At 62.9% G+C, this 13669-nt stretch carries 12 protein-coding genes; 4 read left to right on the top strand and 8 right to left on the bottom strand.

The window, feature by feature from the left end; genetic code table 11:
• Positions 1–33 precede the first annotated feature (33 nt).
• Both mnmC2 and ACN0WV_RS05225 read left to right on the top strand, forming a co-directional pair.
• The gene (gene mnmC2, locus ACN0WV_RS05230) at positions 34–732 is read left to right on the top strand and encodes a tRNA (5-methylaminomethyl-2-thiouridine)(34)-methyltransferase MnmC2 (RefSeq protein WP_417604151.1); all 699 of its coding nucleotides are present in this window, start codon (positions 34–36) and stop codon (positions 730–732) included.
• Entirely contained in the window at positions 729–1595 is an 867-nt protein-coding gene (locus ACN0WV_RS05225; protein WP_417604150.1) for a DMT family transporter, read from the top strand. Before mnmC2 ends, ACN0WV_RS05225 begins: the two co-directional genes overlap by 4 nt.
• Here ACN0WV_RS05225 and ACN0WV_RS05220 read toward each other — a convergent pair.
• Positions 1560–3521 carry a lytic transglycosylase domain-containing protein gene (locus ACN0WV_RS05220; protein ID WP_417604149.1) on the bottom strand — a complete coding sequence of 654 codons (1962 nt, stop codon included), beginning with the start codon at positions 3519–3521 and terminating at the stop codon, positions 1560–1562. The two genes, ACN0WV_RS05225 and ACN0WV_RS05220, sit on opposite strands and share 36 nt — an antisense overlap.
• Before the next feature lie 142 nt (positions 3522–3663).
• On the opposite strand from ACN0WV_RS05220, the gene dapA reads away from it, so the two are divergent.
• Positions 3664–4539, top strand: coding sequence for a 4-hydroxy-tetrahydrodipicolinate synthase (gene dapA / locus ACN0WV_RS05215; protein WP_084352195.1), 876 nt, complete (start codon positions 3664–3666; stop codon positions 4537–4539).
• A 103-nt stretch (positions 4540–4642) separates the two neighbouring features.
• On the opposite strand, the gene ACN0WV_RS05210 is transcribed toward dapA, so the two are convergent.
• From ACN0WV_RS05210 to ACN0WV_RS05180, 7 genes are all read right to left on the bottom strand, one after another.
• Complete coding sequence (locus tag ACN0WV_RS05210; protein WP_417604148.1) at positions 4643–5956, bottom strand: M16 family metallopeptidase; 1314 nt, start codon at positions 5954–5956, stop codon at positions 4643–4645.
• Entirely contained in the window at positions 5953–7308 is a 1356-nt protein-coding gene (locus tag ACN0WV_RS05205) for a M16 family metallopeptidase (RefSeq protein ID WP_417604147.1), read from the bottom strand. The genes ACN0WV_RS05210 and ACN0WV_RS05205 overlap by 4 nt, the downstream gene beginning before the upstream one ends.
• A gap of 88 nt (positions 7309–7396) precedes the next feature.
• Positions 7397–7924, bottom strand: a complete 528-nt coding sequence (locus ACN0WV_RS05200) for a DUF3035 domain-containing protein (protein ID WP_417604146.1) — start codon at positions 7922–7924, stop codon at positions 7397–7399.
• Between the two features lie 53 nt (positions 7925–7977).
• Positions 7978–8496, bottom strand: coding sequence for a signal peptidase II (gene lspA / locus ACN0WV_RS05195; protein ID WP_417604145.1), 519 nt, complete (start codon positions 8494–8496; stop codon positions 7978–7980).
• A 40-nt stretch (positions 8497–8536) separates the two neighbouring features.
• Positions 8537–10150 carry a bifunctional phosphoribosylaminoimidazolecarboxamide formyltransferase/IMP cyclohydrolase gene (purH, locus tag ACN0WV_RS05190; RefSeq protein WP_417604144.1) on the bottom strand — a complete coding sequence of 538 codons (1614 nt, stop codon included), beginning with the start codon at positions 10148–10150 and terminating at the stop codon, positions 8537–8539.
• 23 nt (positions 10151–10173) lie between these two features.
• Positions 10174–11922, bottom strand: a complete 1749-nt coding sequence (locus ACN0WV_RS05185) for a heparinase II/III family protein (RefSeq protein ID WP_417604143.1) — start codon at positions 11920–11922, stop codon at positions 10174–10176.
• Positions 11923–12034: 112 nt separating this feature from the next.
• Positions 12035–13303 carry an RsmB/NOP family class I SAM-dependent RNA methyltransferase gene (locus ACN0WV_RS05180; RefSeq protein WP_417604142.1) on the bottom strand — a complete coding sequence of 423 codons (1269 nt, stop codon included), beginning with the start codon at positions 13301–13303 and terminating at the stop codon, positions 12035–12037.
• 83 nt (positions 13304–13386) lie between these two features.
• Here ACN0WV_RS05180 and ACN0WV_RS05175 point away from each other — a divergent pair, with 83 nt between their 5' ends.
• Positions 13387–13572, top strand: coding sequence for a DUF1674 domain-containing protein (locus tag ACN0WV_RS05175; protein WP_417604141.1), 186 nt, complete (start codon positions 13387–13389; stop codon positions 13570–13572).
• Positions 13573–13669 lie beyond the last annotated feature (97 nt).

Here is a 13669-nt window from a genome sequence, read left to right as displayed (position 1 = left end):
TGTCGCTATAGCGATGTCTTAGGGCAGGAACCCATGCAGAGCCAGAGCGACGACCCGAAGATCACGCAACGCGACATTCTGGACTGGCGCGCAGGCGACATTCCCGTGTCCTTGCGGTTTGACGACCCCTATTACTCGCTGGAGGACGGGCTGGCCGAGACCCGGCATGTCTTTCTGGCCGGCAACCGCCTGCCGGAACGCTTTCGGGACGGGTTCCACATCATGGAGCTTGGCTTTGGCACCGGGTTGAACCTTTTGGCGGCGCTGGCGCTCTGGCGGCAGACCAAAATCCAAGGCAGGCTGCATTTCACCACATTCGAGGCCTTCCCGTTAAGCGGTGCCGACATGACCCGCGCACAGGCAGGTTTCCCGGAACTGAAAGGCATTGCGGCCGAACTGGCACCGTTCTGGCAGGCGAATGCACGCGCGATTGATCTGCCTGATCTGGCCTTTCGCATGGTCGAGGGCGATGCCCGCGAAACCCTGCCCACCCATGACGGTCTGGCAGATGCATGGTTTCTGGATGGGTTCTCACCCGCGAAGAATCCGCAACTATGGGAGCCTGCCCTGTTAGCAGAGGTTGCCGCGCATACCAAACCGGGCGGAACGGCGGCGACCTATTCGGCGGCGGGGGCCGTGCGGCGGGCGCTGAACGCGGCGGGGCTTGTGACGACGCGCGTGCCGGGATACGGCCGCAAGAGACATATGACCACCGCACGGAAAGCCCCATGACCCGCAACGACACATCCCTTGGCATCTGGTTCATGGTCGCCACCACGCTTGTCTTCGCGGTGCAGGACGGGATCTCTCAGCATCTGGCGAGCGAATATAACGTCATCATGGTGGTGATGATCCGCTACTGGTTCTTCGCGGCTTTCGTGATGACCATTGCCGCCCGTCAGGCAGGCGGGCTGCGCGCAGCTGCCGCGACGACGCAACCGCTGGTGCAGGGATTTCGCGGGTTCCTGCTGGCCGCAGAGATCTGCGTCATGGTCGCGGCCTTCACCTATCTTGGCCTTGTCGAAAGCCATGCGGTTTTTGCCTGCTATCCACTGCTGGTGGCGGCGCTGTCCGGGCCGGTATTGGGCGAATCCGTTGGCTGGCGGCGCTGGACGGCGATCGGCATCGGCTTTGTCGGGGTGATGATCATTCTCGAACCGGGCTTTGGGGTCTTCTCTCCCCTCGCGCTGATCCCGCTGGCTGCGGCGTCGATGTTCGCGCTTTACGGGTTGCTGACGCGCTATGTGGCGCGGGCGGATACGGCGGCGACCAGCTTTTTCTGGACCGGCACGACAGGGGCGTTTGCCATGACGCTCGCAGGCATTTGGTTCTGGGAGCCGATGACCGGACCAGACTGGATCTGGATGGGTGCTTTGTGTCTGACAGGCGTGGCCGGCCACTGGTTGCTGATCAAGACCTACGAGGTCGCAGAGGCCAGCGCGGTCCAGCCCTTCGCCTATCTGCAACTGGTCTTTGCCTCAACAATCGGCGTGGTTCTTTTTGCCGAGACCATCCGTCCCAACGTGGCCATCGGCGCGGCGATCATCGTGGCGGCGGGGCTATTCACCCTCTGGCGGGCGCGCCGGAAGGGTTGAGCCGACAAGTTCCTTGCTGAACGGCACCGGATGCGGGTCCTTGCCCAAGCGCGCGCGGTAGGCCGGCAAGCTTTCGGTGACGCGCATCACGTAGTTGCGGGTCTCGTCGAAAGGGATCATCTCGATCCAATCGATCACGTCGATATCGCCTTTGCGCGGATCGCCATATTCGGCCATCCAGCGCGTCGGACGCCCCGGCCCCGCGTTGTAGCTTGCCGCCATCATCACCGGGTTGGCGTCAAACCGGCGCGACATCCATGCAAGATATTCCGCCCCGAGCGTGGCGTTGTGTTTCCAGTTCCGGGTCAGCATTTCCGTCTGATGCGCAATCCCGAGCCGCGAGGCTACGGCCTGCGCCGTAGCGGGCATCACCTGCATCAACCCGCGCGCGCCAGCGCCGCTGACCACCTTGGGATCGAACTCGCTTTCCCGACGCGCAATAGCCAGCACAATCTCTTTCGGCACAGGATAGTCGCCCTTCACCAGATCGTGCAGCGCGTAATAGGGGCGCGGAACCTCGATCCCGTATTGCGCGGCGCGTTTGCCCAGCATGACCTGAATATGAGGGCGGTTCAGCTCTTCCATCATTGCGCCCATCTGCGCGATAGCCTCGGGCGGTTGGGTTTCGGCAAGATGGGTCAGGAAACGCTCGCCCAGATCATCCTCGCCTGCCGCGAGCAGCAACACCGCTGCCTTGAACACAGAGCTTTGGGTGAATTCCGCCCCCCGCCATTCCGGCAGATCGCCGCCAGTCAGGGCGGCATTGAACGGCACGTTACCGCGTTCCGCCGCAAGCAATCCGTAAAAGCTGGTCTGATACTTCGCGCCCTCGGCATAGGCGCTTTGCGCGGCGGCGGCGTCGCCGGCCGCCTCGAAGGCACGGCCCAGCCAATAGCCTGCGCGCCCCAGCGAGATCGGCGTATCGACACCCGATTGCAAATGTTGGAAATGCTGCACGGCCACGCTTGGCCGTTCGCGTTTCAACGCGGTGTAGCCCGCAATCCACTCAAGCTCTGCATAAGCGCTGCCCTCGGTCAGATGATGGCTGGAGGCCACCTCGTAAGCCGTTTCCCAGTCCCCCTTGCGCATCAATCCGCGTGCCAGAAGGCGACGGCGATTCGCCCAGGCCCAAGGCTCGCCCAGCGAGGCGGCACTGACAGAGCGTTGCAACAGCAACTCTATCGCGGCATCGTCACGCCCCTTGCGGGCCCGCCAGTCAAACCGCGCATGTGCAAGACCCGGATCATTCTGCAACGCCTGCGGCACGCGCTCAATCAGCGTATCGACGGCCGGCCCCAGCGCATAAAGCGCCATGCGCGCATCTGCGAGCGCGCGGCGATCCTCGCTGACCAGGCCGCGCATCATTTTTGCCGTTCCGTCCCAACCTTTCCACAGGGCCATATCCATGCGGGCGACGTGGTGCGGTTTCAGGATGTCGCCATACTGCGCCAGAAAGGTCAAATGCTCGCTTTGCGACAGCGCCAGCGTGCGCCACGCCATGACGATATCCGCCTCTGCGGCCCCCTGCTCTGCGTTCGCTTCAAGCGCGCGCGCCAGAGTAAGCGCGCCAGAGCCGGTTTGCGGCAGATCATCGGCGAAGAAAGCCAGCACCTCGGCATCGCTCGCGTCGGCCATCGCCTCTTCGCTTTTCATGCGTAGATAGGGCAGGCCCGGCCAATCGGCGTTGCGTTTCAGGAAGTCCTGCACTTCGGAGGCGCTGCCATTGCCAGCCCGCAGATTCATCCAGTTGATGACATCCACGGCCTGCTGACCCTCGCCCCGCGCGGTGATGCGCGCCTGCGCCCAGTTGCCAGCGCGCATCGCGTCCAGCGCCCCTTGCAAAGGCCGCGCAGCGCCCGGCGTTTGCGCCAAGGCTGGCAAGGACACACACATACAAGCCACGACTGTCAGGAGAATGCGCCACATGATCTTGCAATTTCCCTGCCGAAAATAGATAGACCTGCAACAGGATAGCGTGGCTCGCCGGACCTGCAACTCACATTCCCGGCAGAACGCCATCCCGAACCCGTCAATGATGACGACAGTGAAACAGAAAAAGGAGCGTGTCATGTTCAAGGGGTCTATGCCTGCCCTGGTCACGCCGTTCAAGGACGGCGCAGTGGATATGGTGACGCTCAAGAAACTTGTGGATTGGCATGTGGATGAGGGCAGCCACGGGCTTGTTCCCGTGGGCACGACAGGCGAAAGCCCGACGCTGAGCCATGCCGAACATATGGCCGTGGTCGAAGCCGTGGTCGAAGCCTCTGCCGGGCGCATTCCGGTGATCGCCGGGGCCGGATCGAACAACACGTCCGAATCGCTGCGTTTCATGCAGCATGCCGAATCGGTTGGTGCCAACGCGGCGCTTGTGGTGACGCCCTATTATAACAGACCGACCCAAGAAGGGCTGATCGCGCATTTCACCGCGCTGCATGACGCCTGCGAGCTGCCGATCATCATCTACAACATCCCCGGCCGGTCCGCCGTGGACATGAGCCCGGTAACGATGGGTCTGCTGGCAAAGCTGCCGCGCATTGTCGGGGTGAAAGACGCCACTGGCGATCTGGCGCGGGTCTGCGCCCAGCGGATCACCTGCGGAACGGACTTCATCCAGATCTCGGGCGAGGACGGAACCGCGCACGGGTTCAATGCTCAGGGCGGCGTTGGTTGCATTACCGTCACCGGCAATGTGGCACCACGTCTTTGCGCCGAACTGCAAGAGGCAACCCTGGCCGGCGACTATGCCAAAGCGCTGACCATCCAGGACCGCCTGATGCCGCTGCATAGCGCCATCTTCACCGAACCCGGCGTCTGCGGTGTGAAATACGCCATGTCGCGTCTCGGCCTGTGCAGCGACGATGTCCGCTCGCCGCTGGTGCCACTGACAGACGGCACCAAGGAACTGGTCGATTACGGTCTGCGCCACGCGGGCTTGCTGAATTGATCTGAGCCGCAAGCAGAGCTGAAAACGAAAAGGCGCGCCGGGTTTCCGACGCGCCTTTTTTGTTGCCAAGATTTGACGATTGTCCGGCGTCTCGATGCTTTTGCTACTGCCCCGGCAGGTCCAGACCTTCGGGCTGACCCACGACGGTGAAGTGCAGATCCTCGGGGCGCAGCAGGCGTTTGGCGACGCGTTGCACGTCCTCCAGCGTCACGGCCTCGACCTTTGCGTTGCGATTGACCACATATTCCGTGGGCAGTCCGTCCATCTGCATGCCAACCAGAATATCCGCGATCGGGCCGTTGCCGTCAAAGCGCAGGGGATAGGCACCGGTCAGATAGGTCTTGGCCTGATCCAGCTCTTCCTGAGTGGCACCGTCCGCAGCCAGCTTTGACCATTCGTCGCGGATCACCGAAATAGCCTCGGCGATACGGTTGTTGGCGCTGGCAACGCGGCCCAGATACAGCGCGGCGTAATCCTTGGGCACGAGGTAGGAATAGACGCCGTAGGTCAGGCCGCGTTTCTCGCGCACCTCGTCCATCAGGCGGCTCTCAAAGCCACCCCCGCCCAGGATCACGTTCATCACATAGGCGGCGAAAAAATCCGGGTCGTCGCGTTCGATGCCTTCGTGGCCGAACAGAGCGACCGATTGAGGCGTCTCGAACGGCACGACATTGATACCGCCCTCAAGCGCGTAATCCGCCGGGGCGGGCATGTCCCAACCTGTCTCCGGCAGATCGCCCAGCAGATCGTCGATCAGCGTTGACAACTCTTCGGCCGAGATGTCGCCTGCCGCGCCGATAAAGACGTTATCGCGGCGTATCACCCCCTTGTGGGCCGCCGTCAGATCGTCACGCGTCAGGCCGGCCACGCTGTCCAGCGTGCCGTCAGCCGATGAGCCATATGGATGATCGCCAAACGCCGCTGCGTCAAAGGCGGCGCTGACAATGCTGTTGGGATCCTTCAGGTCGGACCGGATGCTCGATTCGACCTGCGCGCGCACGCGTTCGATGGCATCGTCGTCAAACCGCGGGTTGACCAGCGTTTCGCGCAGCAGGGCCACGGCCTCGTCACGGTTCTCGGTCAGGAACTTGGCCGAAACCGACACCGCGTCGTCATAGGCGTTATAGCTGAACCGCGCGGCAAGCTCTTCGGTGCGTTCAGCAAAGGCGCGCGCGTCCATGTCGCCCGCACCTTCCTCCAGCAGTGCCATCATCAGATTGGTCGCGCCGCGCTTGCCGTCGCGGTCCAGCGATGCGCCACCTTTGAAGCGCAATTCCAGCGCAACAAACGGAATGTCCTGTTCCTCGACCAGCCAGGCGTCAAATCCGCCGGGGGTGGCGATTTCCTGAATATCGATCTCTGCCCATGCCGGAAAGGCCAGCAAAAGCGATGTCAGCAGGGTTGCTACAAACTTCATTGCGTGACCTCCTCGTGTGTGGTCAGCCAGCCGGTAACGGCCTGATTACGGTCAAACACGTCACGGGCTGCCGCAACGATCTCTTCCCCGGTGACGGCTTGCAGAATGTCCGGCCAGGCCTGCACATCCTCGACCGTCAGACCGGTTGCCAAGGCTTGTCCGTAGCGGTTGGCCAGACGTTCGACATTGTCACGCGAATAGATCGCCTGCGAACGCAACTGCATCTTGATGCGGTCAAGCTGAGCCGCGTCGACGCCTTCGGCCAGGAACTCCGCGATCACGCGATCCATCGCGTCTTCTGCCTCTTGCAGCGAGACGCCCTCGCTGGGCACGACAGCAATGCCGAAGCTGCTTTCGTCAAGACGCGTCGCATCGTAGAACGCACCCGCCCAGACGGCGGTCTGGCTGTCAAAGGTCAACGCGCGCACCAGTTTCGACGTCTGTCCGCCGCCAAGGATTTCCGACAGCAGCACCAGTGCTGCGGCGGTTTTCTGATCGTCATGATTACGCGACGGTGCCAGATATACTCGGCTGACATAGGGCTGGGCAACGCGGGCATCCCGGTAGGTCAGACGCCGCTCTGCCCTTTGCGGCGGCTCGTCGGGCCGGGCGCGATCCGTCAGTTCGGGATTGGGAGGCAGAACGCCGAAATGCTGCTCAGCCATGCTGCGCACATCTTCGGGCTTCACATCTCCGGCCACCACCAGAATGGCATTGTTGGGCGCATAGTTTTTCCGGTAATAGCTTAGCGCATCATCAAGATCGAGCGTCACCATCTCGTGCCGCCAGCCGATGATCGGCACACCGTAGCGATGGTTCATGTAAAGCGCGGCATTGCGTTGTTCGCCAAACAGTGCGCCGGGATCATTCTCGGTCCGCTGGTTGCGTTCTTCGATAATCACTTCACGCTCGGTCAGGATGTCCTTTTCGTCGAGCCGAAGATTGACCATCCGGTCAGCCTCCATCTGCATCATCAGATCCAGCCGGTCGGCGGCAACGCGTTGAAAATACGCGGTGTAGTCATAGCTGGTGAAGGCGTTGTCGGACCCGCCATTGCGCGCGACGGTGCGCGAAAACTCACCGGGGTCCAGCGTGTCGGTGCCTTTGAACAGCAGATGTTCAAGAAAATGCGCCACACCCGAGGCCCCCTCGGGTTCATCCGCTGATCCGGCCTTGTACCACACCATGTTGACGACGACCGGCGCGCGGTGATCTTCGATCACCACAACCTCCATGCCGTTGTCCAGCGCGAACGTGGTCACATCGTCCTGCGGCGTCGGCACGGTGTCAGCCTGGGCAAGCCCCGTGGCCAGCATCAGGGCCAGGGCGGCCCCCATAACGGCAATGCGCATGCAATTCCTCCATCGGTTTGACTGGAAGCTACGCATATCGCGCCCGGTTTCAAGCCGGGCCACGTCATTGTGACAGGCGGGATTTGCCTCAGCGGCCCGCTGGCGGGGCCGTGGGTGTGCGTGCGCCCGCCCGACGAGACGCGTTCAGCGTGCCGTAGGGATCCAAAGACTCGCGACGATAGGCGCGGTCATATTCGTCTTCCTTGAAGAGCCTCCAGGAAAACAGCGATTTGCGCTTTCGGAATTCCAGATCCTCGGTCGCAAGGTCGGCGCGGACATTCCCATCGCGGCCCAACCGGCTGGCATGGTTGACCAGCGCACCGTCACCGGCGGGTACGCCTGCGGTCGGGGTCAGGCGCGACGGGTTGCCGCCCAGTGCCGCCACCGCATCCTGTTTGGGTGTCTGATCGGTACGATTTGCACCGCCGGGTGTAGGGGTGGGCAGCGCCGCAACGCTTTCAGGCGCGAGCAAAGGCTTTTTCGGCTCGATCGCGAATTCCTCGGGCGTGCCCCGATTGGTCCGCAGATCGTGCAGGGTTATGTCACGTTCATAGCCGCCACAGGCGGTCAGCGCCGCCATCGTTCCCAGCATCACCCAAATGCGCGGCCCTGTCATCGCCACCCTCCTGATCGTCATTATGCCAGCCATATCCGATTGCTTGCCCAAGGTCACGGGGCGTTTTTTCGTCTTGTGTTGCCTGTGTTGTTTCCAGACTTGCCCGAGGGCTTGCGTGTTCCCGGAAACAGCACCAGCCCCAAAGCCCCCGCAAAGATCGCGACATCCGCCACGTTGAAGGCAAACGGATTTTCGATCCCGCAACAGCTCATGTTCAGGAAATCCGCAACGGCACCATACAGCACCCTGTCGACGACATTGCCAAGCGCGCCGCCGATCAGCATGCCGGCCGCGATTTTGCCCCATTTTGCCGGCGGGTCGCGCCAGATCCAGACCAGCACGAACAGGACGATCGCCACGGCCACGCCGATCAAAAGCCACCGGCCTGCATCGCTGTCGCCCTGAAAGAGGCCAAAGTTGACGCCCCGATTCCACGCCATGCGAAAATTGAGCAACGGCGGAAGCACGTCGATCTCGCCCAGCGTACGCAGGTTCAGCACATGCACGACCAGCCACTTGGTTGCCTGATCCAGCAGGAATGTCCAGAACCCCGCCCAGAACACCAGTTTCATGCCATCGCCTTTCGTTTGGCCAGATATGCGCGGCACCCCGTCAATGTCGGAAATGCCGCATGCCGGTGAACACCATCGCGAGGCCCGCCTCATCCGCAGCTTTGATCACGTCGTCATCGCGCATCGACCCGCCGGGCTGAATGACCGCCACGGCACCCGCCTCTGCCGCGGTCAGCAGACCGTCGGGGAAGGGGAAAAACGCGTCCGACGCCACGACAGAGCCTTGCGTCAGCGGCGCGGACAGCCCCAAAACCTCGGCCATATCCAGCGATTTACGCGCCGCGATGCGCGTACTGTCAACGCGGCTCATCTGGCCTGCACCGACGCCGACCGTCGCGCCGTCCTTGACATAGACAATGGCGTTGGATTTGACGTGTTTGGCGACTTTCCAAGCGAACAGAAGGTCGGCAAGCTGGGCATCTGTCGGGGCCTTTTGTGTCACCACTTTCAGGTCATCCAGCGCAATCGCACCGTTGTCGCGATCCTGTACCAGCATCCCACCGGAGACCTGCCGGTATGTCAGGCCGCCAAGCGCCGGGTTCGACAGCCCGTCGGTGGTCAACAGACGCAGGTTCTTCTTCTTGGCAAAAATGTCGCGCGCGGCCTGATCGGCACCGGGGGCGATCACCACTTCGGTAAAGATCTCTGAAATCACCTCGGCCGTGTCACCATCCAAAACGCCGTTGAGCGCGATGATCCCACCAAAAGCCGATGTGCGGTCACAATCGAAGGCGCGCTGATACGCGTCTTTCAGTGTCTCGCCGCGCGCCACGCCGCAAGGGTTGGCATGTTTGATGATCGCGCAAGCTGGACCATCACCCGGCAGAAACTCTGACACCAGCTCGAACGCCGCATCGGTGTCGTTGATGTTGTTATAGGACAGTTCCTTGCCCTGATGTTGCGTGGCCGTGGACACACCGGGCCGGTTCGCGCCATCCTTGTAGAACGCTGCCGACTGGTGCGGGTTTTCGCCGTAGCGCAGCGTCTGCGCGAGCGTTCCGGCAAAGACCCTGCGGCGCGGTGCTGCCTCGCCCAGCGCATCGGCCATCCAGGTGGACACGGCCGCGTCATAGGCACCCGTGCGGGCATAGGCGATCTGGGCCATCTTCTGGCGGAACGCATAGGTGGTCTGGCCGTCATTGGCATCGAGTTCGGCCAGAAGCGCGTCGTAATCCTCGACATCCACGACCGTGGTGACAAAACCGTGATTCTTCGCCGCTGCACGGATCATTGCAGGGCCGCCAATGTCGATATTCTCGATGCAGGTGTCATAATCGGCACCCTTGGCGACGGTTTCCTCGAACGGATAGAGGTTCACCACCAGCAGATCGATCGCGCCGATGCCGTGTTCATCCATCGCGGACACATGATCCGCGTTGTCGCGTAGCGCCAGAAGGCCACCATGCACCATCGGGTGCAACGTCTTGACCCGGCCATCCATCATCTCGGGGAAGCCCGTCACCTCGGCCACGTCGCGCACCGCGATCCCGGCATCGCGGATCGCCTTGGCGCTGCCGCCGGTGGATAGCAGTTCCACGCCGCGTGTCGCCAACGCACGGGCCAGATCCACAAGGCCGGTCTTGTCGGAAACGGAGATCAATGCGCGTTGCACAGGGGCAGTATCGGGGGCAAGGGTGGTGGCGTGTTCGGTCATATGTCAGCGGTCCCAGGTCAGCTTCAGGTCGATACCTCGATGTCGTCGCGGGCAAGATCGCGAATCGCGACTTTGGTGTCCTGCGGTTTGGCCAGCGACCATCGGATGCGCGTCGCATACCCCATGCTTCGGCCAGTTAAAACGATCTGTTTCGTCGCGCGGGGCCTCAGGCGACCTTTTTCCAGATAAACCGACGCCTCAAGCGCCAATTCCGCGCTTCCTTCATGCCGAAACACCCAGACTTCGCCCGATCGCAACGCCAGCGACACGGCAGATCCCCCCAGATCAACGGCGCTGTCGACCTCGGGATGCAGGTGGAAGCGCAGCTTGAACGGGATGCCTATGGTCTTCGCCGCACTCAATCGCCTGTCAAATTGCCGTTCGTCTGTCTCGTCCAAGGCGATCAACAGGTCTTCGCCGACAAGTCCGCTTCCATCAAAGGTCAGCTCCAGCGTGCGGGCATGGGTCAGCCCGTGGGTCCGGCGATAGCCGTCATGCCCGCCCTCGAACCGGATGCCATCGGGGGCGTGCGTGATCTGGATCGGCACGTCGCGCGGGATGTCCGCCAACGCCTCAAGCCGCGCCGCGCCGATCTTTCCCGCCTTGCCCAACCGCGCGCTGGAATAGCCGTCCAGCGTCAGCGTGCTATGCGACGGGGTGGCGCGTCCGGCCCGCCGCCAATCCTCGCCAAAGACTGCACCAGACCCGCAATTGACGATCAGCGGACGGCGTCCCGAGGTCAGCTCGAACGCGAGGGTGGATGCATGCGCCTTGAGCGAAGCGGTCCCCGAAGGTGGCGCTGCGGCATCAACAATCACGCTGGTGCGTCCGGCTGACAGTCGTGCATAGCCCATCGCCAGCCCGTCCGCGTGCCGGTTTTTGGCACCCGACATCGCCAGCGCCTGATCCAGCCGCCCGTCAAGGCCGCGCCCACCGCCATGAAACCGCGCAAGCCCGCCATCTGCGTGGCGCAAGGTGCGCAGCGTCGGCGCAATGCGATCAATCGCATCCAGATGCGGCGCTTCGGGCACCTTGCCACACTCATCCAATGCAGCACTTGCCCAGGTCAGCAAGGTGAAGACTTCTAGCAACTCTTCAGGGTTGCGGGTCGGAATCCCGCCCTGCGCATCAACCTGACTGCGGCATTCGGTTCCAAGCGCAGATCGGGCCGGCAGCACGTAGCGCCCCATGCCGTCCAGCGCCAGACCGGCATAAAGCAGCCCGGTCAGCGCCTCGAACCGCGCCACGCCGGAGGGCGCGGCCTGCCAGCGGCGGCCCAGAAAGTTGCTTTGATGCGCTAGGCTTTGGTAAAACTGTTGCGATTGTAGGCCCTCGGCCCCGCGTAGCAGGAACAGCGCGTGATGGGTCCAGCGAATCAACCTTCGGCCCGTCAGCTCCGGCACCCAGCCCGGCCCTTTTCCGCGCCCGAAGCGCACAATCCAGCCCCAAAGCCAACGCTGCGCAAGCTCTCGTGCTGCCGGATCGCCCACCGCCGCCAGATCATCCAGCCAGACGAAGCCGTGGATCTCTTCCTCGAAGGCGGCATCGGGCGGGTCGAGATCCCAGAGCATTGCGCCCTTGGCCTCTAGCAGATGACCACCGAATTGCAGGTTCCCCGCGATCAACTGACGTCCCTTGGCATAGCTTCCGATGGTCCGAGGCTCTGGTTTTTGGGAAAATGCCGTGGCTGCTGCGGCGCGCGCGCTCAGACGCGCGTGCAATCGGTTCATCCAACGCGTCCGCCGCGCTGACCAGCTTTCGGGGTCGGCCATTGATCGCCCTGCGCTCAATTTCGTGGCGGCCTCTACCGTGCCGCTTTCCGGGCGAAGTCTAGCCGTGAACCGACGCGAAGTCACCTTGGAATGCAGGGCAAATTTGCGCGATTCAGACGCGTGTCAGAAGCGCCATGTAGAACCCGTCCATACCGCCCTGTTCGGACCAATAATCGGGCCGCAGCCGCAGCCCTCCTTCTTCTGTTATCCAATCGGGGTCGATACCGGACAATTCCGGTTTGATGGTTTTCAGACCGGAATGGCGGGAAAGCGCCTCTTCGATCTGGCATTCGCCCTCATCGGGAATCAGCGAACATGTGCAGAAAACCAGCCGTCCATTGGGCTTCAGTAGTCCGATGGCATGGTCCAGCAGCGCCGATTGCAGCGCGATCAACGCACCAATATCGTCGCCTTCGCGGGCATATGGCAGGTCGGGGTGGCGCCGAATGGTGCCGGTCGCAGAACAAGGCGCGTCCAGCAGGATGGCATCGTAGCGGCCCGCGTGTTCCAGCCCGTCCCCGACAACGATCGTGGCGTCCAAGCCCGTGCGCGCAAGGTTCTGGCGCACCCGGCCCATCCGCGTTTCCGACGCATCCAACGCCGTCACGGACGCCCCGGTCGCGGCCAGTTGCATGGTCTTGCCGCCCGGTGCCGCGCACATGTCCAGAACCGCCTCGCCCGGCTGCGCGCTCAGCAAGCGCGCGGGCAAGGCAGCTGCGGCATCCTGCACCCAGAAATCGCCTGCATCATAGCCCGGCAAGGCCGAGACCTGCCCGCCTGACGCCAACCTGACCGATCCGGTGGGCAGGACAGTGGCACCGGTCGCCTGGGCCAGTACCTGCGGGTCGCCTTTTGCAGTCAGATCCAGCGGGGCCCCCGCGAAATGCGCCGCCTCCATGGCCAGCACCGCCTCGCCCCCCCAGGCCGCCACCAGTGGCCCGCGCAGCCATTTCGGCAGGCGCGGCACACGCAGAATGGCCCATTCTTCCGGTGCCTTGTCGACCAGTTTGCGCAGCACCGCGTTGACCAGCCCTTTCATGTGCCGCGTTTTGGGATTGCCTCCCACCAGCGTCACCGCTTCGTTGACCACCCCATGCGCAGCGCCGCCCATGCACAGTTCCACCACGGCAAGCCGCAGGACGTTTTGCACGAAAACCGGCGGTGCCTTGCGCAAATGCGGCTTCAACAGGCGGTCGGCACGTTCGAGCCCGCGCAACACTTCTAGCGCCAGTCGCTGCGCGGTAGCGCGGTCCTGCGGGGTCATTGCCTGCCAAGCTGGCCCTTGGGTCGCTTCGGATAAAAGGTTGCGGTGCTCCAACACCTGTTCGATCAGACGCAAGGCCATACGACGCGCGCTCATCGGTTTTGGGGGCTGGGTCATGGCTTTTCTCCGGGCAAGGGCCGGGGTTGCTCCCGGACGAAGCGGGCGTATATCAGGGGGCAGACCACAAGGGAACATATGCAATGACCGAGTCCCAACAGACCGACCTGCCCCCTGCCGCGCTGCGCGCATTGGCAGAGGCAGAGGAACGTCGCAAGGCGGCGGAAGCAAGCGGCAACTCACGTCCCAAGGAACTTGGCGGCAGAGACGGGCCTGAACCCGTGCGCTACGGCGACTGGGAGAACAAGGGTCTGGCGGTCGATTTCTGAGTGCGCCTTATCGCGGCGATAATGAAGCCAGCCGGCCAGACGACCCTTGGCCCGTTGGTGAAATGGATCTTAACGGCTCAACCGCATCGTTCCTTTG

The organism is Primorskyibacter flagellatus (assembly GCF_048268605.1).
GTDB classification, from domain to species: Bacteria; Pseudomonadota; Alphaproteobacteria; order Rhodobacterales; family Rhodobacteraceae; genus Primorskyibacter; species Primorskyibacter flagellatus.
This window is presented reverse-complemented; position numbering and strand designations above follow the sequence as displayed.

Excerpts from the sequence above, each read along its gene's own strand:
- mnmC2 (WP_417604151.1), top strand. The coding sequence starts at position 34 with ATGCAGAGCCAGAGCGACGACCCGAAGATCACGCAACGCGACATTCTG.
- ACN0WV_RS05225 (WP_417604150.1), top strand. The coding sequence starts at position 729 with ATGACCCGCAACGACACATCCCTTGGCATCTGGTTCATGGTCGCCACC.
- ACN0WV_RS05220 (WP_417604149.1), bottom strand. The coding sequence starts at position 3,521 with ATGTGGCGCATTCTCCTGACAGTCGTGGCTTGTATGTGTGTGTCCTTG.
- dapA (WP_084352195.1), top strand. The coding sequence starts at position 3,664 with ATGTTCAAGGGGTCTATGCCTGCCCTGGTCACGCCGTTCAAGGACGGC.
- ACN0WV_RS05210 (WP_417604148.1), bottom strand. The coding sequence starts at position 5,956 with ATGAAGTTTGTAGCAACCCTGCTGACATCGCTTTTGCTGGCCTTTCCG.
- ACN0WV_RS05205 (WP_417604147.1), bottom strand. The coding sequence starts at position 7,308 with ATGCGCATTGCCGTTATGGGGGCCGCCCTGGCCCTGATGCTGGCCACG.
- ACN0WV_RS05200 (WP_417604146.1), bottom strand. The coding sequence starts at position 7,924 with ATGACAGGGCCGCGCATTTGGGTGATGCTGGGAACGATGGCGGCGCTG.
- lspA (WP_417604145.1), bottom strand. The coding sequence starts at position 8,496 with ATGAAACTGGTGTTCTGGGCGGGGTTCTGGACATTCCTGCTGGATCAG.
- purH (WP_417604144.1), bottom strand. The coding sequence starts at position 10,150 with ATGACCGAACACGCCACCACCCTTGCCCCCGATACTGCCCCTGTGCAA.
- ACN0WV_RS05185 (WP_417604143.1), bottom strand. The coding sequence starts at position 11,922 with ATGGCCGACCCCGAAAGCTGGTCAGCGCGGCGGACGCGTTGGATGAAC.
- ACN0WV_RS05180 (WP_417604142.1), bottom strand. The coding sequence starts at position 13,303 with ATGACCCAGCCCCCAAAACCGATGAGCGCGCGTCGTATGGCCTTGCGT.
- ACN0WV_RS05175 (WP_417604141.1), top strand. The coding sequence starts at position 13,387 with ATGACCGAGTCCCAACAGACCGACCTGCCCCCTGCCGCGCTGCGCGCA.